Source organism: Paenibacillus sp. GCM10027630 (assembly GCF_042676305.1).
Classification (GTDB): Bacteria; Bacillota; Bacilli; order Paenibacillales; family NBRC-103111; genus Paenibacillus_S.
Genome location: NZ_JBHTGY010000040.1, coordinates 19551 through 40239, shown reverse-complemented (window position 1 = coordinate 40239; position 20689 = coordinate 19551). Strand labels below are relative to the sequence as shown.

Sequence of the window (20689 nt, the reverse complement as noted above, 5' to 3'; positions counted from 1 at the left end):
AAAGGGCTGCATACTAATAAAACTTAGATATAGCTATTAACTATATCTAGATATAGTTTAATCCAGTTACACTATATCGGCTGATCTATGATATCTTTCTTTATAACAAATTGTAGAGGAGTTTTTGTAGATGGCAGTAAGTAGTGTATTGGGTTATCCACGTATAGGTGCTGATAGAGAATGGAAGAAAGCGTTAGAAGCGTACTGGTCAGGCAAGCTTGGAGAATCGGAGTTTCAGCTTCAGCTCCAGGAGATCCGTCTTAATCATTTGCGCAAGCAGCAAGAGAAGGGCATCGATCTTATACCAGTCAATGATTTCAGTTATTATGATCATATTCTTGATACAGCTGCGATGTTCGGTATAATACCAGAACGTTTTGCTTTTGAGGGAGGCGTCGTGCCCTTATCTGTCTATTACGGTGTCGCCCGGGGAACGAAGGATGCTGCCGCAAGCGAAATGACCAAGTGGTTTAACACCAATTATCACTATATCGTGCCTGAACTAGCCCTCGTAACACCGTCCATTACCGAGAACAAGCCTCTTACAGCATATCGGGAAGCTAAAGAAAAGCTCGGGATCGAAGGAAAGCCGGTTATCGTCGGACCTTTGACCTTTCTAAAATTATCCAAAGGATACAGTGCATCAGAGACAGATGCTTGGTTGAGTCGACTGCTCCCACTTTATGTACAGATCCTTCAAGAGCTTGCAGAGGAAGGGGTTCAATGGGTACAAATAGATGAGCCAATTCTCGTAACGAAGCTAAGCGATGCTGACATTGAGAGATTAAAAACCATTTATACAACATTTGCGGCATCAGTGCCAACACTGAACATTATGCTGCAAACCTATTTTGAATCCTTAGAGCACTATTCTGACGTGGTTTCACTACCAGTCAAAGGAATCGGACTGGATTTCGTTCATGGCCTCTCAGGTAATTTACAGTTGATTAAAGAACTCGGATTTCCTGCGGACAAGGTTTTAGGTGCCGGAGTGATCGATGGTCGCGGTATCTGGAAGGCGTCCCTTCAGGAGAAACTCGGACTGCTTGAAGAACTCACTGAACTAGTGACGGCCAAAAATCTAATTGTTCAATCATCATGCAGCTTGCTTCATGTTCCGGTAACTACAGAACGGGAGACTAAGCTCACAGCTGAACTAAAAAATGCGCTTGCCTATGCGGATGAAAAGCTTGATGAGCTTGTGCTTATTACGAAAGCAATAGCATCAGGCAGTGAGGGGATCATAGAAGAGCTGGAAAAATGTGATCGTGACTTGCAGGCACTTCAGCAGTCGGAAGAGCGCAATCGCAGCAGTATCCAGCAAGCTGTCGCTTCACTTAGTAATCAGCAGCCGGAACGTTCCCGTCCCTTTGCCGAGCGTTATGCTGCTCAACAATCCAAATGGGAATTGCCGCTTTTTCCTACAACGACCATTGGCAGCTTCCCGCAATCTGCGGAAGTTCGTAAGGCGCGTCAATTGTGGCGCAAGGGCGAGTGGAACAATGAGCAGTATGCTGCGTTCATCCGGGAGCAAATCGATATCTGGATCAAGCTCCAGGAGGAAATCGGATTAGACGTTCTCGTTCATGGGGAATTTGAGCGAACCGATATGGTCGAGTTTTTCGGCGAAAAGCTCGCAGGTTTTGCATTCACACAAAACGGATGGGTGCAATCGTACGGTTCCCGTTGTGTGAAGCCTCCGGTTATATTCGGGGATGTAGCTTTTACAGGGGAAATGACTGTCGAAGAAACCAAGTATGCCCAGTCTCGCACCAATCGTCCTGTTAAAGGCATGCTGACTGGACCGATTACCATTATGAACTGGTCGTTTGTCCGCGATGACATCCCTCGTGAACAAATCGCTTACCAATTGGCCTATGCGCTTAGACAAGAAGTGGAGGCACTTGAGTCGGCAGGCATTGGTATGATTCAGGTGGATGAGCCTGCAGTTCGCGAAGGACTGCCGCTTAAGGAAGAGGAGCAAGCCGGTTATCTGGCATGGGCGGTCAAGGCTTTCCGCATCGCCACCTGTACCGTACAGGAAACAACACAAATTCATACGCATATGTGCTATTGCGAATTTCATGACATGATTGATTCGATCGAAGCGATGGATGCCGATGTCATTTCTATTGAAACATCCCGTAGCCATGGTGAATTGATTCATAGCTTCGAGTTGAATACCTACAAGCTGGGCATCGGCTTAGGCGTATACGATATACACAGTCCACGCGTTCCGAGTGTGGAGGAGATGACGAGCATGATTGAACGCGCCTTGCGTGTGTTGGATCCCAAGCTATTCTGGATTAATCCGGATTGCGGGCTAAAAACACGCGGACTCGAAGAGACTGCTGCTTCTTTACGCAATATGGTGGAAGCGACAAAAATTGCTCGTTCGAAGCATGCTGCTTTAATATAGACCCAAAACTAACCAACCTATTCTAAGGAGAACGTTATTGTGGAGCAATTACGAAAACAAGATCCCAAAATTGTTGAGGCTATGAATCTGGAGATTGGCCGTCAACGCGACAAAATCGAATTGATCGCTTCTGAGAACTTCGTTAGCGAAGCTGTGCTGCAAGCGATGGGAACGGTTCTAACCAATAAATATGCAGAAGGCTACCCAAGTAAACGTTACTATGGTGGTTGCGAATACGTAGATATCGTAGAGGACATCGCGCGTGACCGTGCAAAAGAATTATTTGGTGCTGAGCATGCTAACGTACAGCCCCATTCAGGCGCACAAGCCAACATGGCAGTATATCTTGCAGCGCTGCAGGCTGGTGATACGGTTCTAGGCATGAACCTGGCGCATGGCGGTCACTTGACTCATGGCAGCCCTGTTAATTCTTCTGGAATTTTGTACAACTTTGTTCCTTATGGCGTAAGAGAAAGCGATTCGCATATTGATTATAACGAGGTTCGCAAACTGGCATTCAAGCATAAGCCTCGTATGATCGTGGCTGGTGCCAGTGCATATCCGCGCATCATCGATTTTGAAGCGTTGGCTGCTATCGCCAATGATGTAGGCGCGTTATTCTTTGTAGACATGGCTCATATCGCTGGGCTTGTTGCAGCAGGCTTGCACCCGAATCCAGTGCCACATGCGCATTTTGTAACAACAACTACTCATAAAACGCTTCGCGGTCCTCGCGGCGGTATGATCCTTTGCCGTAAGCCATGGGCAGCTGCGATAGATAAAGCAGTATTTCCTGGTACTCAAGGCGGGCCTTTAATGCATATCATTGCTGCTAAAGCTGTTGCTTTCGGCGAGGCGCTTCAACCGTCCTTTAAAACATATGCTCAAAACGTTGTTAATAATGCAAAAGTCTTGTCTGAAGCACTGCTGGCTGAAGGCGTCGATCTTGTATCAGGAGGCACAGATAACCATCTGATGCTGATTGACCTTCGCAGCCTCCAGATCAGTGGTAAAGATGCTGAACACTTGTTGGATGAAGTAGGGGTAACGGTGAACAAAAATGCAATTCCTTTTGACCCTGCTAAACCGATGATTACAAGTGGAGTTCGAATTGGTACAGCGGCTGCTACTGCCCGTGGAATGGATCAGGAAGCTATGAGAAGCATTGCGAAAATCGTTGCTTTGACATTAAAAAATCCATCAGACGAAGCAGTACATGAAAAAGTAAGAAGCATGGTAAAAGATTTAACAGCACAATTTCCGCTTTATCCGGGCTTAAGCTACTAAATCTGCCAATACTTTTTTCTGGAAGCAAAGCGAGACCTTTAAATAAAATATCCGATTCGGATAAATTTAATATGTGTAACTGGCGTAAACGTGGTGAACCACGAGGGAGCACATAATATATGGCCGTACGCCTGGGCAAAGTATTTGATCTGTGGATCAAATGCTTTTTTTTAATTCTGGGAGGGATGTATACATGGACTATTTCAAAGATTTTTCTTCAGCTGTGAACTGGATTGAGGAAATCGTACCCTTTGGTATTAACCTTGGAGTTTATACAAAACAGACTCCTATAAAGGTTTGTAAGACCAATTGAATAAGAGCGGAGTGTAGCATGTGAAACACGAATCCAACATTATCATTGATTTTAATCAGAAGAGATTGAAATTTGAGAAACCTCTGCAGGTTTGGCAAACTCACAAATTGGAAAACGTTAAGGGGATATTCGAGAAGGTACAGGAAGCTATCGATGGGCAGTTCTATGTGGCTGGTTATGTTTCTTATGAATGCGCGCCCGCTTTCGAGAGAAATCTCAGCATTTGTGAGCCTGCTGCAGAATTTCCTTTAGTGTGGTTCGGTGTCTACGAAAAACCAATAGAAGAAGATATAAATGAGAAGGGGTTGTATTTCGTATCAGATTGGTGTGAAAGCACTAGTCGTGTGGAATATGAAAACAACATTGAAACGATTCATGAGGCGATTGCTCGAGGAGAGACATATCAAGTCAACTATTCGACGCGACTGCATGCTAAACTTACTGGAGATGATTTTGCCTATTACGAAGATTTGCGAGATGTCCAGCAAACTAATTATTCCGCGTATTTAAATGTAGGGCGTTATCGGATCCTGTCTGTTTCACCCGAGCTTTTCTTTCATTGGGATAGGGATGTCATTCGTACAAAGCCTATGAAAGGCACTATTCCCAAATCGGAGAGCAGAAAGGCTTTGTTCGAATCCGAGAAGAACCGGACAGAGAATGTGATGATCGTAGATCTACTTCGAAATGATTTAGGCCGAATTGCTAAGACAGGCACTATAAAGGTTCCGAAGCTGTTTGAAATCGAGGAATATCCTACCCTGTTCCAAATGACCTCAACCGTAGAAGCGAATACAAAAGCTGGGAGCAGCTTATTCGATGTATTTCAGGCTATGTTCCCTTGCGGATCTATAACCGGGGCTCCCAAAATATCTACTATGAAAATCATCTCATCCTTGGAAAAGGAGCCACGACACATCTATTGCGGTGCTATTGGGCTTGCGGTACCAGGTGAAGGCATCACGTTTAACGTAGCAATTCGCACAGTTCTTGTGGATACGCATACGCAGCTGGCGGTCTATGGTGTAGGTGGAGGGGTTATTTGGGACTCAACCGCAGAGGGTGAATATGATGAGATGAGAACGAAATCCAGAGTGTTGACTTATCGTAAGGAGCAGAATGGGAAAGAACATATAAACAACAAAAAACAAGTTGGTGGTAATAATGAATTATGAGTTTCCAGGTGCGTTGCCCGATCAAAATATAATCCTATCAAAGGAACCTCTAGTTGAAGAAGCTAATTGTGTGCTGATATTCGCCTTCTACCGAGGTAAATTGGTACTTGTTCGACATCATTCTCGCGGTTGGGAATTACCTGGAGGGAATAGGGAAGAAGGCGAGTCTATTATACAAACTGTTATCAGGGAGATGTATGAAGAGACTGGAGGAGAACTCGATTCGATTGAAAGAATTGGCCAATATTTAATTTATGAAAAGACCCGTCTTGTATTTGTGAAAAATATATATATATCAAAGGTTCGTATTCTTAGGGAGTTACCGGATGGATTTGAAACCAATGCTGTTATGCTGGTACATACGATTCCGAAGCAGCTTGAGATAATGAATGACCCAACGTTTAGTCCATTTATGAAAGACCATGTATATTTGATTGCCTCTGAATGGATTAAGGATCATCGCTTTACTCATTGCTAAATATTTCGTATGAGAAGTCGAGGTCGTGACTTACTCCAAGCGAAGAATTTTGTTACACAACTCCAACCAACGCTCCCGTACATCAGGCTTCGTATAATCAAGGTAGCAAACGAATGTTTCGAAGTCTTCGGTATTTAAGCTTTGGATAATGGACGCCATGATTTGTTCGTCTTCCAGATGAGACAATAAATGAATCAGCTCATATCTCATTTTCAGCTCCCCTTTTATGTAACTGTGTTTTAAAAAGGTGTCTTTTCCCCTATTTACAAAGGGAAAGACACCTTAATTTTTATTGGTTTAACTCCAATATCTTTGTTTCTAATATTATTTAAAAACCGCGGATTTAATGAATAATAATAAATCTCCCTGGTGAATTAAAAAGTAATTGTTGACAAATTAAATAGTAATAATTACTATTTAAACAGGACCTTTAACGTTTACATGTATCCGAATCATGGACTACATGGTTGGCAGCCTAGTCGCTGCAACGGTACTATTTCATTACAGGAGGAAACAGATGAAAAGAAAATTAGGTTTAACAGCAGTTCTGGCGCTTGCGGTTCTTTCCGCTGGCTGCACAAATGTAACAGCCCCAATAAGGGAGGAGGCAACAAAGGCTGGTTTTTCCGACGAGATCGTGGTGTCAATCAAAGGGGAGCCGGCTAAAGGCTTTGATCCTGCTTTCGACTGGCCGGGAATGGGTGAGGCCTTGTTTCAAAGCAAGTTGGTTATGTTTGATAAAGATATGAACATTGTCAACGACTTGGCTACTAAAAGGACTATAAGTGCTGACGGAAAGAAACTAACGCTCAATCTACGGCAGGATGTCCTATATTCCGATGGTAAGAAGTTTACGGCAGGCGATGTGGTATTTACGTTTGAAAAGGTCAGAGAAACCACCTCATACATAGATCTCTCCAACATAGAGAAGGTAATAGCGGAAGACGACTATACGGTATCCTTCCAATTAAAGAATCCGGATTCTACCTTCGAGTACACATTAACGCGAATTGCAATAATTCCTAAACACGCCTATAACGACAATTATGGACAGCATCCAATAGGCTCTGGGCCCTATAAGTTTGTTGAATGGCAAAAAGGGCAAAAGCTGATTATCGAAGCCAATCCATCTTACTACGGAAAAAAGCCGAATATTAAAAAGGTGACATTTTTGTATTTGGATATGGATGCGAGCTTTGCGGGAGCCAAAAGAGGGGAAATTGACCTGGCACGTGTAAGTATGGATTATATCGGCAAACCCATCCCTGGGTATAGTCAACGAAGTATCGAAACGATGGATATTGTATCAATTAGCATGCCTACTGTAAAAAGAGGTGCCTATGTGATGGATGGAATACCGCTTGGCAATGATGTGACCTCCGATCCAGCGATTAGAAGAGCGATATCCTATGGAATGGATCGGGCGGGTATTGCGGCAATTGCATTAAATGGTGGAGCACGCCCCGTTTATTCCCATAATCCGGGGATGCCATGGGACAATGAGGCGAATAATCTCAAGAATGCCGATGTAGATGCGGCCAAGAAAATTCTTAAGGAGGGCGGATGGGCCGATACAGATCAGGACGGTATTGTCGAGAAAAACGGTAAGAAGGCGGAGTTTACTCTGCTGTATACTCCGGGTGAAGTCGAGAGGCAGGCGGTTGTTTTGGGAGCACAGGAAAGCGCCAAGAAAATCGGCATTAAAATAAATCTGGAAGCCAAAGTTTGGGATGAAATCAGCAATCAAAAGCTACTCTACAAGGAAGCTTATCTCTTCGGCAAAGGAGCGGACAGCCCGTTTGAAATCTATACCAATTTCAGTTCAGATCGAATTACAAAGGGCACAACAAATTCACCAAGCTACAAAAATGAACAGGTCGATGAATATTTGAGAAAAGCAATTCAAACAACCAACCAGAAGGAAGCTATGGAATTATGGAAAAAAGCGCAATGGGATGGTAAATATGGTGTAAATTCATTGGGGGATAGCCCGTTCATTCCTATGGTCGCGTTTCATCATACCTTTTATATCAAAAACGGTGTAGAAATCGGTGATTTCAGGCCTGCTCCGCATCGTGGCGCCTATTGGATAACGGTGGATAACATCAAGGACTGGGTGAAAAAGTAATATGTCAATAGTGCTTAGAAATGAAAGACTTAACCAACACACCAAGGTGTTACATATCATCACATTTTTGTTAAAAAAGATAGTTCGCTTACTCCTGCTTTTTTTTGCTGTTACGGTTATTTGCTTTATCTTAATGAAGTTTTCCCCGATTGATCCGATTGAAGCATATATTGGTGGAGAGCATGCTTCGTTGCCGCAGGAGCAAATAAATAAGTTGCGTGAATATTGGGGACTGAATGACAGCTTTACTGTGAGGTATATCAAATGGATAAAGGGGCTTCTTAGCGGCAACATGGGAACCAGTATCGTTTACAATCAACCGGTTAAGACTGTTATTGTGGAAAAATTTTCTGCATCTCTGCTTCTAATGGGAATCGCATGGGCATTATCCGGTGTTCTTGGTTTTGTGATGGGAATTATTAGTGCTGTGTACAAGGGCAAGCTTGTAGACAAGGTGATTAAACTATATTGCTTGACTTTGGCTTCAGCACCCATCTTCTGGGTAGGGATTTTACTTCTGATAGTTTTCTCCGTTAAGCTGGGATGGTTTCCGATAGGACTGAGTGCTCCGATTCATGTGTATGCCGGTGATATAAGTTGGGGAGACAGGTTATACCATCTCATTTTGCCTGCGCTGACCTTGAGCTTGACAGGGGTTGCGAGCATAGCCATGCATACAAGGCGCAAATTTATCGATGTATTGGATAGCGATTATACGCTCTTTGCTAAAGCAAGAGGAGAAAGCACATGGATGATTGTAAGAAGGCATGGCCTTCGAAATATTCTATTACCGGCTATTACGTTACAATTTGCTTCAATCGCAGAATTGTTCGGGGGTTCTACTTTGGCGGAGGGAATCTTTTCTTATCCGGGGCTTGGCAATGCGGTTGTGCATGCAGGTATTAGAGGGGACCTTCCGCTTCTTGTAGGAATCAGCTTATTTGCAGCCGCATTTGTGTTCATTGGAAACTTTATAGCCAATATCTTATATGCTTTAGTAGATCCACGCATAAGAGAGGGGAATCAACGTGGATATTAATACATCTGTTTACTCTGAAAAAGCTGCAAACAAGCTTTTAAGCAAAAGGCTTTTTAATAGGAGGCAGCAAACCTTACTTTATATCGCTCTCTGCGTAGTATTGCTAAGTACCATTCTCCTAACAGGGAATCTGATAACGGAAGAGACGCTTCGTGTAAGCTTTACTGAAAAAAATCTTCAACCATCACTCAGTCATATTTATGGAACCGATTGGTTTGGACGCGATATGTTCCTGCGAACGGTTAAAGGATTATCGCTTAGCATTATCATCGGAGTAGTAGCTACTGCAGCGAGCGGTATTATCGCTCTTATATTGGGAGTTGCAGCAGCGATAGGCGGTAAGAAGTTGGATACGTTCATCAATTGGCTTATCGATGTAGTCATGGGTTTGCCTCACTTGATCTTTCTTATCTTGATTTCTTTTGTACTGGGAAAGGGACCGCAAGGTATCATTATTGGCATCATTCTAACCCACTGGACATATATTGCACGTGTCATTCGAGCGGAGGTTTTGCAGCTAAAATCCAGTCAATATGTTCTGGCATCAAGAAGCTTTGGAAAAAGTAACTGGTATATCGCTAGACATCATATTTTGCCTCATGTGCTTCCACAATTTTTGGTCGGACTGATTTTAATGTTTCCGCATGCAATACTTCATGAAGCCTCACTTACCTTCTTGGGATTTGGGCTGTCCCCGCATCAGCCGGGAATCGGAGTTATCTTGTCGGAATCACTCAAATATTTGAGTACCGGACAATGGTGGATTGCTTTAATGCCAGGCTTGTCTTTACTTATCATTGTTATTTTGTTTGATCTGCTAGGCGAGAAGGTTGAAGCTCTAATTAATCCCTATAAGGCGCATGAATAGGAGACTGTTATGGAACTAAAGAAGCCAATACTGGAAGTACGGGATTTTGCGGTCAATTTTAAACAATACGGAAAAGGGCTGCACCACAAAGATGTTCAAGTGATATCGAACTTTACGCTTGATTTGTACCCTGGAGAAATATTAGCAATTGTGGGGGCTAGCGGTTCAGGAAAAAGTCTTCTTGCACATGCGATTCTGGGCATTCTTCCGGCAAATGCTTACACTAGCGGGAGTATCAAATACAAAGGTGAAGAACTTACGCCCAAGAAAAAAGAAGCGCTTAGAGGAAGGGAAATATCCCTTATTCCTCAATCTATCAGCTATTTAGACCCACTGATGAAAACGGGACACCAGATCGCTAGCCCGCTGCATACCGCCAAAAACAGTGTGAAAAATATTATGAAAAGATTCCAGTTGGCCGAGTCCGTTGAACATAAGTATCCCTTCCAGCTATCAGGAGGCATGGCTAGAAGGGTTCTCATAGGAACCGCTCTAACCTCTGGAGCACAGTTAATTATTGCAGATGAACCTACACCCGGATTGCACAAATCAATGGTTGAAGAATCGTTGAGTTCATTAAAAGAGTTGGCAAACACTGGTTGTGGAGTACTGATGATCACCCATGATATTGATTTGGCTTTTATTATTGCGGATAAGATTGCTGTATTTAACAAGGGAGTATCGGTAGAGATTGCTGACGCCAGGTTATTTGAAGCTTCTCCTGACAATGTTGTGCACCCTTACAGTAAAGCTTTATGGCATGCCTTGCCACAAAACGGCTTTCATTCCATTAGAGGTAAGGACTATGGTAATTACATCGATGTTGTGCAGCATATGGAGGATAGTGAGCGATGATATTAGAAGCAAAAAATATTTATTATAAATATGATGGCGGCAAAGACTGGGTGCTTGAGAATATTTCGCTTGATATCATTGCAGGTGAGGTAGTAGGTCTTATTGGAAGCAGCGGACGTGGCAAAAGCACCTTGGGGAAAATCATGGCTGGGCAAATCCAAGCAGATAAGGGAGAAGTGCTTATAGATGGATCGCCTGTTTCCAAAGGCAGCTATTCTCCAGTTCAGCTTATTTACCAGCATCCGGAACTTGCGGTAAATCCAAAGTGGAAGCTAGGTAAAACGCTTAGTGAATCGGGTGACTACGACGATGATCTAAGAAAGGAAATGGGGATTCGTAAGGAGTTTCTAAATCGATGGCCTAATGAATTATCAGGCGGAGAGCTTCAAAGGATTTGTGTCATGAGAGTGCTCAAGCCACAAACCCGATTCATTATTGCAGATGAAATCAGTACTATGCTGGACGTTATCACTCAATCGCAAATCTGGGATATTGTACTTGATTATGCTAAAAAAGAGCAGATAGGTATTCTGGCGATTACTCATAACGAACATTTGGCAAAAGCCATTTGCACAAGAACTGTACATTTGATGTAGGAACACTATTTTGCTGCAAATTGCCGTGCGATCGCAACGCACAGTACAACACCGATATTTACTATAAAGATAGGCCAGCCAATTGACTCGTGCAGAACGAGAGCCGAAAGCAGCAGACCGAAGAAAGGCTGCAGGAGTTGTAGCTGCCCAACTGCTGCTATGCCTCCCTGGGCAAGACCACGATACCAGAACACAAAGCCGATGAGCATGCCAGGGAGACATAAGCAAGGCTCAAGAGAGCGGAACCACGGATACCCCCCCACGAAACTGGCATGTAATAAAACGAGAGCAGTGACATAACAGGAAAAGACAGAACAAGCGCCCAAGAGATCACCTGCCAACCCCCTAGCCTCCGAGAGAGTCGTGCCCCTTCCGCATAACCGTAACCGCATACGATGATAGAAGCCAGCATTAACGTATCACCGACCGGGGAAGATGTAGCCCCTTGTGTTAGGGCGAATCCTGCAACTAGGCAGCTGCCTAGAGCTGATAAGATCCAAAAGGCCGTTCGTGGTCGTTCACCGCCCCGCAGTACGCCGAAGATCGCTGTCGAAAGCGGCAGAAGCCCAATGTAAATTATTGCATGCGCGGAAGTGACATACTGAAGCGCCAAGGCTGTCAGCAGCGGGAAGCCTACTACCACGCAGAGTGCTACTAACAATAGCGGAACGATGTCGCTTCGGACAGGCCGTTGTTGCCGGAAGAAGAGTAGAAGCACTCCCGCTAATATCCCGGCAATTGCGGCACGGCATACGGTGAGAAATAACGGATCAAAATCCATCACAGCCAACCGTGTTGCGGGTAGCGAGCCACTGAAGATGAGCACGCCAATGAAACCATTGATCCAGCCGCTTGTTGTTTTGTTCATTACAATCACCTCAAAAAAATTTTATGCAAAATCACTTCTGTATGATTATTTGTATTATAGTAGATACAAAATACTATGTATATTGACCTTTTATTCATCTGTAAGGGTACAGATAGAAGATCTAGTTATTCAAGTTGGAGGCATAGTTATGACAAATAAAAAGGAATCCATTCAGCAAATCATCCGTTCGGACATAGTCAATGGTCTCATCAAACCCGGGCAGAAGCTGCCTTCCATCCGTATGCAGAGCCAAAGATTCGGTTGCAGTCTCAACACAATTATTGGAGTTTATCAGGAACTCGAAAATCAATATCTCATATATTCCCGTCCAAAGAGTGGTTATTTTGTGGTAGCCAAAGAAGCGCTTCTTCCCCTGCTGCAAACAAAACGAATCGATTTTGCATCAGCGGCTCCTGATCCGGCATCGATACCGCAAATCGATTTTCGTCAATGCTTGAATAAAGCGATGGAATTATTTGAGACCTCCATATTCACTTATCCCGATCCACAGGGTCTGCTTTCTCTTCGCCAGGAGATCGTGAAGCTTTTCCAGCAGCAACAGGTTTTTCCTTCGGCTGAGCAAGTTTTTATATTTTCTGGCGCCCAACAAGCTCTTCATCTTCTAGCCGGAATGCCTTTTCCAAACGGAAAAACAAACATTCTGGTCGAGCAGCCAACGTACTGGGGAATGCTGGCTGCGCTTCATACACAAAGACAAACCGTAATCGGCATCGAAAGAACTTCTGACGGGATGGATTGGGTAACTTTGGAGCGCTATTTTCAAACCAATATGATCAAGTTTTTTTATACAATCCCGCGCTTCCATAATCCGTTAGGCACTTCTTACACAGCGGAAGACAAGCAGCGACTTGCAGAACTCGCCAAAGCCAATGACGTTTACATCGTTGAGGATGATTACCTTGCTGATTTGGAAACAGATAGTAAAGCAGATCCTATTCACGCTTATAATGGAGCCAGTCATGTCATTTATCTCAGAAGTTTTTCCAAAGTGATGCTGCCCGGATTAAGGCTTGCCGCAGCCGCAGTACCAGCTTCGTTACTTCCTTTGCTCCAATGGCATAAACATGCTGCGGATCTGAGCACCTCCGTGCTTTCTCAAGGTGTGCTCGAGATTTATATGAAGTCCGGGATGTATGCTCATCACGCGAAGCAAATGAAATCGATGTACAATCATCGCATAAAGCATCTTAGGGATATTTCCCTGCGAATATTGCCCAAAGAGTGCTTATATACCACCCGAAATTGCGGGGGGCTTTTCGCTTCAATACGCCTGCCGGAATCCATTCATACTGAAGATTTGATCAAGCAATTGGAGAATCGTGGCGTTGATGTGCTAGCTACCGATAGGCAGTTCCTTTCATCCTTTCCCAAGCTTAATTTGCTGCGTCTTAGCATCATTCGAACCGATGAGCAAGAAATAGAAGAGGGCATCCGCATCATTGCCGAAGAACTGGAGCGTGCCCAATATACAAGCAGCTCACCTAAGCCATTCTTTCGGTTATGAGCAGAAAAATGGTTTCCCCATAGGGAGTGCTCATCAACTGAATCTGGCACTTAATTCACTAGAATGAATAATTTTTCCAGCATAGTGGGAAAGTAGGTGTACATAGCGAAAAAACAAATGGGATGAGCTTCCTTATGCATGTATTAATTTCTACCAACTTTAATCGTAATAGAAAGGCTCGATAGAGAACCGTATTAAATTAAGCCAAGGAAAATCGCTTTAACCTCAGTTTGGTTGAATTCATCATTTATCCTGACTCAGCCCATGTTATACGATGCTGTAACAAGAAAAGGAGAGAGGACTGATTTGTCCTCTCTCTTATTTGGGTAAATAGTTATATATTTATTACTATTCCGTTAATCCTTTTACGGTTTTAACAGCGTTATTAATATATTCAGTAGCATCTGCGAGGCTAATTTCAGCTTTTGCATTGAATTTGCCTTCCTGATTTAACTTAACCACACCTAATGCAAGTGCAGTTTGAATGGCTCCTGAGTTCAAGGTATCGATTTGATCATTATCTTTAATCTCAACTGGTACTAAATTAATCATAGGTAGTTTCCCGCTTGTTTGAAGAGTATGAATAAGCAGATACGTGAACGATTCACGAGTCATTTTAGAGTTCGGGTCAATTTTGAAATTGATATCCGCACCAATGCTTCCCAAAGCATCGGTGATCAACTGAACGGCACGCGTTGCAGTAAGGGAGTCATTGGATTCGTTTTGAGAAGGATGAAGTTTCAAATACACAACAGCGTTCTGAATATATTCAAGGGCATCCACACGGAGAATTTCATCTTTGGGATTGAATTTACCCTCTGAATTTAAATTTACAAAACCAAGGGCAATCGCTGTTTGAATAGAACCAGAATTTAAGATTTCGATCTGGTCATTATCTGTTATTTGAACCGGAGATAACTTGATCATTGGCAGTTTTTCGCTTGATTGAAGAGTATGAATGAGCGCATAGGTGAACGACTCTCTAGTCAACTTAGAGTTCGGGTCAATCTTGAATTTCAAGTCAGTATCGACCGTCCCAAGTACCTCTTGAATAAGTAGTACTCCTTGATCCGCTGTCAAGGCTTCATTGCTGGAAGCTGGTGCTGTGTGAGCCTTCATGTACGCAATCGCATTGAATAATTCTTCAGCTGCGTCAGCACGTGTAATTTCATCATTCGGATTAAACTTACCTTCTGCACTCAGCTTAATCACACCATAGTGAATTGCGCGCTGAATGGAACCAGAGTAATCGGGATTAATTTGGTCCTGATCCTTGATATCAACAACAACTGGTTTAATCATCGGCAGTTTCCCAGTTACTTCAATAGCACGAATAAGCTGATGTGTGAACTGTTCACGAGTTAACTTTTTATCTGGGTCAAGATCAGCCGGCAGCTCAACCCCGTTAACTGCAGCGATAATGAGTGCATTTGCATACCAAGCATCATTATTTGCTTTTGCAAAATAGTTGTTAGCTTTTGGCTCCTTAAGAAATCTTACCAGATCAAGATTGAGTTCAAGTGCATTAACAATAAGTTGAACGCTTTGAGCCTCTGAAATCGTAGTTCGAGGAGCAAACAACTCGGGAGTGATTCCTGATACTATGCCACTTTGTTGTAAAGCAATAATTTTATCTTTGGCAACAATATTATCCAAATCAGTAAAGGTAGAAGCTGTAGTAGCTGCAAAGCTCTGGGTAGCAAGAGTAAAAGATAATAAAGCAGTAGTAGAAAGAGTGATTATTTTAAATGTTTTTTTCATAACTGTTCACCTCGTGTTGTATTTTTGTGAATCGTTAACCTAGACGGATGTCAAAATATATTGTTGCAGCTTTATTATTAATAATTTGTAAATTACATTTTGTTAGTAATGAATCAATAGTTGACTGACTGAGAGTTTTCATGTGGGGCTTAAAAATATTGTTGACACGACAGCAAATGGTGACCTATTATTAAAATGACACTAAATGGTGTCTGAATATGAACTCTCAACTCGAAGGTGCTACTGCCTAAGAGCCGCATACTTTAAGGAGGCTGTGAATAATTAATCGGCAGTCCCTAGGTAATAATATTTAGGAGAGGGTGTTGTGAGCGAGAACAACCAGTTGCGTGATGTGTATGACGCAGATGCCGGACTGGTACTTGACCGAAAAGTCGGCAGAGAAACGCGCTTTAGGCTAAACGCCTCTCCACTCCGAGAAATTCAAGATTGGGTGGCTTTCTACAGCAAATTCTGGAGTACGAATATGTTGCGCTTGAACCAATTATTAGAGGAGGAAGAAGAATGAGTTTAACATTATCTTTGGATTTTCAGTTCACGACATCGATCGAGAATATTTGGTCCGCTTTAACCGATTCAAGCAAGCTTGCCAAGTGGGTTATGGAAAATGATTTTAAACCCGAAGTAGGACACCGTTTTCAATTTCGCACTCAGCCGACTGAATGGTGGAACGGAATTATTGACGGTGAAGTACTTATCGTAGACGCACCAAACCGATTGTCCTATACTATGGAAAGCGGAGAAAAGCACACGGTCACTTGGACGCTGCAAGATTTAGGGGACGGAAAGGTTAATGTACATCTCGAACAAACCGGAATCTCAAATGATCAAGCACTCGCAGGAGCTAAGTATGGCTGGATTAAATGGGGCGGCGAGCTTGAAAAGCTGTTGGAACAATAAATGGGTAAGATAGTGAAATAGTCCTGCATCACAAAACAGATTACTTCATGGTTTCTATTGCCCATCAAGTGATCTGTTTTTACACGTATGTCGGCTGTATCCGATGTATAAACCGTTCTCGTGAGGCGCTTCATCTGAAAAGGATCTAATTACGAGTAAAGGAAGATGTCTTATGACCCAAGAATATATAGAAATCCGCGGCGCCCGGGAAAATAACCTTAAAGATGTATCTTTGCGTATTCCCAAGCGCCAAATCATCATATTTACCGGCGTATCCGGTTCCGGCAAATCGTCGATCGTTTTCGATACCATCGCTTCTGAATCCCAGCGTCTGCTGAATGAAAACTTCAGTATGTTCGTCCGTAACTTTCTGCCGCGTATTCCGCAACCGGATGCAGACGCAATCGAAAATCTTAGCATGGCGGTTATAGTCGACCAAAAACGGTTAGGCGGAGGCGCCCACTCGACCATGGGCACCATTACCGATATTGCACCTATACTTCGGCTGTTATACTCACGTGTCGGACAACCTTATGCCGGTAAAGCCAATGCCTTTTCCTTCAACGACCAGCAAGGCATGTGCCCGGAATGTAACGGTTTGGGCCGTAAGCTTGGAGTTGACATGGAGAAAGCATTGGACTTATCCAAATCACTCAAAGAAGGCGCTATCTTGCTTCCTGATTATGGTGTTGACAGCTGGGATTGGAACATTTGTACCCAGTCAGGTTTGTTTGATATCGACAAAAAGCTTGCCGATTATACCGAGGCAGAAATGGAACAGCTTCTGTACGGCAAACCGCATAAGGTTGAAATGCACGTCGGAGGGAAGCCTGTAAAATTTACTTTAGAGGGAATCATTGCAAAGTTCAGCGGCAAGTACATCAAGCAAGATGTCAAAACGAAGTCGGAGCGTACCCAGAAAATAGTGGCGCCGTTTATTACAGAAGGCCCATGCTACCTTTGCCGCGGCGCTCGTCTCAGCCAAGCGGCTCTCAGCTGTAAAATCAACGGCAGCAATATTGCCGAACTATCTTCCATGGAGGTAGGCCGGCTGATTGAGGTCATAAAGGAAATAAAAGATCCGATAGCGGCACCTATGGTTAAAGCATTAACGGAAAGACTGCAGCATCTGGTTGATATTGGCCTCGAATATCTCAGCCTCGACCGCGAAACCGACACTTTATCCGGTGGAGAATCACAGCGTGTCAAAATGGTCAAACATCTGAGCGGCAGCCTAGTAGATGTGGTATACATTTTTGATGAGCCGAGCGTTGGATTGCATCCCCGCGATGTGCACCGTCTCAATGAATTGCTGCAAAAACTGCGCGATAAAGGCAATACTGTCATTGTTGTCGAACACGATCCCGATGTGATTCAAGTAGCCGATCATATAGTCGATGTCGGTCCTTTTGCCGGCAGCCGCGGCGGCACCATTGTTTACGAAGGCAGCTTTTCCGGCCTGCTGCAGGCCGATACTCTAACGGGTAATCATATGAAAAAATCGATGCCGCTTAAGGACCATTTTCGTTCGGCAACGGGTAAACTATCCGTCAAAGACGCCAATCTGCACAACTTAAACAATGTTAACGTCGATATTCCAACGGGTGTATTAACCGTAGTGACAGGCGTTGCCGGTTCCGGCAAAAGCACATTGATCAACGAGGTGTTTTTGCAAAAGCATCCCGATGCGATAGTGATCGACCAGGCGGCTGTAGGTACCTCTACCCGTTCGAATCCGGCCACCTACACGGGCATCATGGACGATGTGCGCAAGGCCTTTGCATCAGCCAACAAAGTGAACCCAGGTTTGTTCAGCTTTAATTCCAAGGGAGCCTGTGAAAACTGCCAAGGCCTTGGTGTCGTTTATACCGACTTGGCATTCTTGGACAGTGTTAAAACAACGTGCGAAATATGCGGCGGCAAAAGGTTCAAAGAAGAGGTGCTAGCCTACAAACTAGACGATAAATCGATTGCCGATGTGCTGGAGATGACCGTTGAACAAGCTCTATCTTTCTTTGATATAAAAGAAGTTGTGCGCAAGCTGCAGGCTATGAGTGACGTGGGACTGGATTATCTGAAACTCGGACAGCCGCTCAGCACACTGTCGGGCGGTGAGTGCCAACGCATCAAGCTGGCCAGCGAATTGCATAAAAAGGGAAGTATTTACGTTATGGACGAGCCTACGACCGGACTGCATATGTCGGATATCGCCCATTTGCTGGCTATCATGAATCGTCTTGTAGATTCAGGAAATACAGTCATTGTGATCGAGCATAACCTTGATGTCATCAGAAACGCCGATTGGATCATAGATATGGGTCCGGAAGGCGGTATCAATGGTGGTAAAGTCATATTCGAAGGCACTCCAAAACAGCTTTTAAGTGCAAAACATTCACTTACAAGCAAGTATTTGAGCAGGTGATTGATATGGCATTCGTAGGAAGCAGCCAGATGATACATCGCGTTTGGCAAGAAGCTGGCGACATTAAGCACCACCTACAAACGTCCTAACTCAATGACACATCGTGGCAACTCGGTTCATTGTTATAAGAGTATCTCTATGAAGCTGTCGGTTCGATCTGGCAGCTTTTTCAGCATGAAGAAACCGTTTGATTGAGACTCCTTCTCTTTCCAATATGTGGTATATTGGGTGTAATAAATTGCAATATCAAGGAGGGGTTATTGCTTGATTTATGTGGTACGGCACGGTCAAACCGATTTAAACAGAGAAGGGAAGCTTCAGGGGAGAATGGGGTTTCCCTTAAATGACATTGGAATAGAGCAGGCCAAGCTATTAAGGGATAGACTTAATAGTGTAGATTTTGACTATGTGTACACCTCACCCCAAGAAAGAGCCATTCAAACAGCAGAGATCGCAACAGGTATGAAAGCAATCATCGATGAAAGGCTCAATGTGTTTGATCTAGGCGAAGCTGACTTATTAAAAAAAGGCGAAGTCAAAATGAATGGAGTAGTTCCAGATTCTAGGTTCTATCAAGGTGTTGAGGATGTACCTAATTTTATAAAAAGAGTCTTCTCCTTTATGCATGAACTTAAGGCCAAGCATGCTGATAACGAGGTCAATATCTTAATATCTGGACATAGATGCACGACAGGTTGTATTGGTGCCTATTTTGAAGGTGTACCTAATGATGGTAACCTATTGAGATTCTCATCAGATAACGGTGAATATAAAGTATACTCACTCAAATAATTAATCTTCATAATAGCCGTGCACACCGAATACTTGCTGAACAGCAATGAGACTGTTTGTGCTCAGTGGAGTCTCCAATTTTTCATTGAGCTAACGGAAACGATGGCTGGGAAGCAACCAAAAGAGCGGGTGCCACTGAAAGGAGAAGCATATATGGATAGTCTGAAACTCATCACTCAGTTCCGAAATCTTACACGCAATACGAAATGGGAGCGAAAAGCTAAGATTGATCTGCAATTTAACATCTACCACTCACAAGGAATGGTTCGAATCGGGGATCTCTTTTATTTATCCTCGGTTGAACTTATCGAAATGCCAGTAAAATATGACCTGCCCCAGAACGGTTATGACCGTACTTCTGGAAAGGGAATCGGTCACCTATTTGTCTTTGATCAAGAGGGGAAACTTATGAATGATGTGACTTTGGGCGAAGGGAACATCTATCACCCAGGCGGCATTGATTTTGATGGAAAAAATATTTGGGTACCTGTCGCCGAATATCGACCCCATAGTGAATCTATTGTTTACAAAGTTGATCCAAAGACTATGAAAGCTGAAGAATCGTTCCGAGTCCATGATCATATTGGAGGAGTGGTCCGTGAAGGTCAAAATGGAAAGCTAATAGGTCATAGCTGGGGTTCACGCAAGTTTTATGAATGGAACCAAATGGGGCAGATACTGCTTATGAAAGAAAACACGAGTCATTATGTGGATTATCAAGACGGTCATTATGTAGGCGAAGGGAAAATGATCTTGAGTGGTATCTCTGAGCTATTCAATCCTTCAAGTCTCAATTCCAAGCCGTACGAGCTAGGTGGATTGGCCCTGATAGACATGAAAACATTGGATATGCTTCATGAAGCACCCATCACTGAGTTTTCTCCTCAAGGACACGTGATTACCCGCAATCCTGTGTTCATTGAGAACGCCGGTCAAGAGCTGCGGCTCTATGCTGTACCGGATGACGATCATGGGTCTATGCTGGTTTATGAAACAAGCAATTTGAATAATAAACTATAATCTTGCAGCGGCATATCTCATAAACTCAGTCCCGCAACAGAAAAATATAACGCAGCCGTTAAGCTGCGTTATTTGCGTGTGAACGGAGCTTGCTCTCGATCAGAAAAGTCCACTGAGGCTTTTAAATAAGCGAAATTTTGTACTTTTGGTTGCAAGATGGAATTCCATTCTTTCAATAAAACGGGATCGTGTCGCGAACTTGAATCCGTTAATCGACATGTTATG

The 20689-nt window shown here is 43.5% G+C and carries 18 protein-coding genes, 2 pseudogenes and 1 riboswitch; of the genes and pseudogenes, 15 read left to right on the top strand and 5 right to left on the bottom strand.

Features of this window, described 5'->3' with window-relative positions:
* The first annotated feature begins 130 nt into the window (after positions 1–130).
* From metE to ACFQ0C_RS21625, 4 genes are all read left to right on the top strand, one after another.
* Positions 131–2419, top strand: a complete 2289-nt coding sequence (gene metE, locus ACFQ0C_RS21640; protein WP_379369469.1) for a 5-methyltetrahydropteroyltriglutamate--homocysteine S-methyltransferase — start codon at positions 131–133, stop codon at positions 2417–2419.
* A 39-nt stretch (positions 2420–2458) separates the two neighbouring features.
* Positions 2459–3706, top strand: a complete 1248-nt coding sequence (glyA, locus tag ACFQ0C_RS21635) for a serine hydroxymethyltransferase (protein ID WP_379369467.1) — start codon at positions 2459–2461, stop codon at positions 3704–3706.
* A 65-nt stretch (positions 3707–3771) separates the two neighbouring features.
* Positions 3772–3850: riboswitch (ZMP/ZTP riboswitch) on the top strand.
* A 189-nt stretch (positions 3851–4039) separates the two neighbouring features.
* Positions 4040–5194 (top strand): aminodeoxychorismate synthase component I, encoded by a 1155-nt coding sequence (gene pabB / locus ACFQ0C_RS21630; RefSeq protein ID WP_379369465.1) that lies wholly within the window; start codon positions 4040–4042, stop codon positions 5192–5194.
* The gene (locus tag ACFQ0C_RS21625; protein ID WP_379369463.1) at positions 5184–5672 is read left to right on the top strand and encodes an NUDIX domain-containing protein; all 489 of its coding nucleotides are present in this window, start codon (positions 5184–5186) and stop codon (positions 5670–5672) included. Before pabB ends, ACFQ0C_RS21625 begins: the two co-directional genes overlap by 11 nt.
* A 30-nt stretch (positions 5673–5702) precedes the next feature.
* Here the strand turns inward: ACFQ0C_RS21625 and ACFQ0C_RS21620 are convergent, their stop codons facing one another.
* Complete coding sequence (locus ACFQ0C_RS21620; protein ID WP_379369461.1) at positions 5703–5882, bottom strand: hypothetical protein; 180 nt, start codon at positions 5880–5882, stop codon at positions 5703–5705.
* 307 nt (positions 5883–6189) lie between these two features.
* Here ACFQ0C_RS21620 and ACFQ0C_RS21615 point away from each other — a divergent pair, with 307 nt between their 5' ends.
* Genes ACFQ0C_RS21615 through ACFQ0C_RS21595 form a run of 5 tightly spaced genes read left to right on the top strand, consistent with a single transcriptional unit; the run spans position 6190 to position 11158 of the window.
* Positions 6190–7800, top strand: coding sequence for an ABC transporter substrate-binding protein (locus tag ACFQ0C_RS21615; protein WP_379369459.1), 1611 nt, complete (start codon positions 6190–6192; stop codon positions 7798–7800).
* Position 7801: 1 nt separating this feature from the next.
* Complete coding sequence (locus ACFQ0C_RS21610) at positions 7802–8839, top strand: ABC transporter permease (RefSeq protein ID WP_379369457.1); 1038 nt, start codon at positions 7802–7804, stop codon at positions 8837–8839.
* Positions 8829–9707, top strand: coding sequence for an ABC transporter permease (locus ACFQ0C_RS21605; protein ID WP_379369455.1), 879 nt, complete (start codon positions 8829–8831; stop codon positions 9705–9707). Before ACFQ0C_RS21610 ends, ACFQ0C_RS21605 begins: the two co-directional genes overlap by 11 nt.
* 9 nt (positions 9708–9716) lie before the next feature.
* Positions 9717–10562, top strand: coding sequence for an ATP-binding cassette domain-containing protein (locus ACFQ0C_RS21600; RefSeq protein ID WP_379369453.1), 846 nt, complete (start codon positions 9717–9719; stop codon positions 10560–10562).
* Positions 10559–11158, top strand: coding sequence for an ABC transporter ATP-binding protein (locus ACFQ0C_RS21595; protein ID WP_379369451.1), 600 nt, complete (start codon positions 10559–10561; stop codon positions 11156–11158). The genes ACFQ0C_RS21600 and ACFQ0C_RS21595 overlap by 4 nt, the downstream gene beginning before the upstream one ends.
* A gap of 5 nt (positions 11159–11163) precedes the next feature.
* On the opposite strand, the gene ACFQ0C_RS21590 is transcribed toward ACFQ0C_RS21595, so the two are convergent.
* The 3 genes and pseudogenes from ACFQ0C_RS21590 to ACFQ0C_RS21580 form a co-directional block, all read right to left on the bottom strand.
* Positions 11164–11421, bottom strand: coding sequence for an EamA family transporter (locus ACFQ0C_RS21590; protein ID WP_379369449.1), 258 nt, complete (start codon positions 11419–11421; stop codon positions 11164–11166).
* Entirely contained in the window at positions 11316–11939 is a 624-nt protein-coding gene (locus ACFQ0C_RS21585) for a DMT family transporter (RefSeq protein ID WP_379369514.1), read from the bottom strand. Before ACFQ0C_RS21585 ends, ACFQ0C_RS21590 begins: the two co-directional genes overlap by 106 nt.
* A gap of 15 nt (positions 11940–11954) precedes the next feature.
* Positions 11955–12026, bottom strand: a pseudogene (locus tag ACFQ0C_RS21580) (hypothetical protein); the annotation flags it as partial.
* Positions 12027–12174: 148 nt separating this feature from the next.
* Here ACFQ0C_RS21580 and ACFQ0C_RS21575 point away from each other — a divergent pair.
* On the top strand, positions 12175–13551 hold the full coding sequence (locus ACFQ0C_RS21575) for an aminotransferase-like domain-containing protein (RefSeq protein WP_379369447.1): 1377 nt from the start codon (positions 12175–12177) through the stop codon (positions 13549–13551).
* 348 nt (positions 13552–13899) lie between these two features.
* Here the strand turns inward: ACFQ0C_RS21575 and ACFQ0C_RS21570 are convergent, their stop codons facing one another.
* Entirely contained in the window at positions 13900–15312 is a 1413-nt protein-coding gene (locus ACFQ0C_RS21570; protein ID WP_379369445.1) for an S-layer homology domain-containing protein, read from the bottom strand.
* Positions 15313–15676: 364 nt separating this feature from the next.
* Here ACFQ0C_RS21570 and ACFQ0C_RS21565 point away from each other — a divergent pair.
* The 5 genes and pseudogenes from ACFQ0C_RS21565 to ACFQ0C_RS21545 all read left to right on the top strand — a co-directional run.
* Positions 15677–15838 (top strand): annotated as a pseudogene (locus tag ACFQ0C_RS21565) (transcriptional regulator); the annotation flags it as partial.
* Complete coding sequence (locus ACFQ0C_RS21560) at positions 15835–16230, top strand: SRPBCC family protein (RefSeq protein WP_379369443.1); 396 nt, start codon at positions 15835–15837, stop codon at positions 16228–16230. The pseudogene ACFQ0C_RS21565 and the gene ACFQ0C_RS21560, both read left to right, overlap by 4 nt.
* Before the next feature lie 172 nt (positions 16231–16402).
* Positions 16403–18652 carry an ATP-binding cassette domain-containing protein gene (locus ACFQ0C_RS21555; RefSeq protein ID WP_379369441.1) on the top strand — a complete coding sequence of 750 codons (2250 nt, stop codon included), beginning with the start codon at positions 16403–16405 and terminating at the stop codon, positions 18650–18652.
* 264 nt (positions 18653–18916) lie between these two features.
* Positions 18917–19444: a histidine phosphatase family protein gene (locus ACFQ0C_RS21550; protein ID WP_379369439.1), complete on the top strand. Its 528-nt coding sequence runs from the start codon at positions 18917–18919 to the stop codon at positions 19442–19444.
* Between the two features lie 153 nt (positions 19445–19597).
* Entirely contained in the window at positions 19598–20464 is an 867-nt protein-coding gene (locus tag ACFQ0C_RS21545; protein WP_379369437.1) for a DUF6454 family protein, read from the top strand.
* Positions 20465–20689: the final 225 nt, after the last annotated feature.

What these genes read in the sequence shown, in the direction of transcription:
- ACFQ0C_RS21575 (WP_379369447.1), top strand. Translation starts at nt 12,175, where the DNA reads ATGACAAATAAAAAGGAATCCATTCAGCAAATCATCCGTTCGGACATA.
- ACFQ0C_RS21625 (WP_379369463.1), top strand. Translation starts at nt 5,184, where the DNA reads ATGAATTATGAGTTTCCAGGTGCGTTGCCCGATCAAAATATAATCCTA.
- ACFQ0C_RS21610 (WP_379369457.1), top strand. Translation starts at nt 7,802, where the DNA reads ATGTCAATAGTGCTTAGAAATGAAAGACTTAACCAACACACCAAGGTG.
- ACFQ0C_RS21595 (WP_379369451.1), top strand. Translation starts at nt 10,559, where the DNA reads ATGATATTAGAAGCAAAAAATATTTATTATAAATATGATGGCGGCAAA.
- metE (WP_379369469.1), top strand. Translation starts at nt 131, where the DNA reads ATGGCAGTAAGTAGTGTATTGGGTTATCCACGTATAGGTGCTGATAGA.
- ACFQ0C_RS21620 (WP_379369461.1), bottom strand. Translation starts at nt 5,882, where the DNA reads ATGAGATATGAGCTGATTCATTTATTGTCTCATCTGGAAGACGAACAA.
- ACFQ0C_RS21615 (WP_379369459.1), top strand. Translation starts at nt 6,190, where the DNA reads ATGAAAAGAAAATTAGGTTTAACAGCAGTTCTGGCGCTTGCGGTTCTT.
- ACFQ0C_RS21585 (WP_379369514.1), bottom strand. Translation starts at nt 11,939, where the DNA reads ATGGATTTTGATCCGTTATTTCTCACCGTATGCCGTGCCGCAATTGCC.
- ACFQ0C_RS21570 (WP_379369445.1), bottom strand. Translation starts at nt 15,312, where the DNA reads ATGAAAAAAACATTTAAAATAATCACTCTTTCTACTACTGCTTTATTA.
- ACFQ0C_RS21600 (WP_379369453.1), top strand. Translation starts at nt 9,717, where the DNA reads ATGGAACTAAAGAAGCCAATACTGGAAGTACGGGATTTTGCGGTCAAT.
- ACFQ0C_RS21555 (WP_379369441.1), top strand. Translation starts at nt 16,403, where the DNA reads ATGACCCAAGAATATATAGAAATCCGCGGCGCCCGGGAAAATAACCTT.
- ACFQ0C_RS21560 (WP_379369443.1), top strand. Translation starts at nt 15,835, where the DNA reads ATGAGTTTAACATTATCTTTGGATTTTCAGTTCACGACATCGATCGAG.
- ACFQ0C_RS21545 (WP_379369437.1), top strand. Translation starts at nt 19,598, where the DNA reads ATGGATAGTCTGAAACTCATCACTCAGTTCCGAAATCTTACACGCAAT.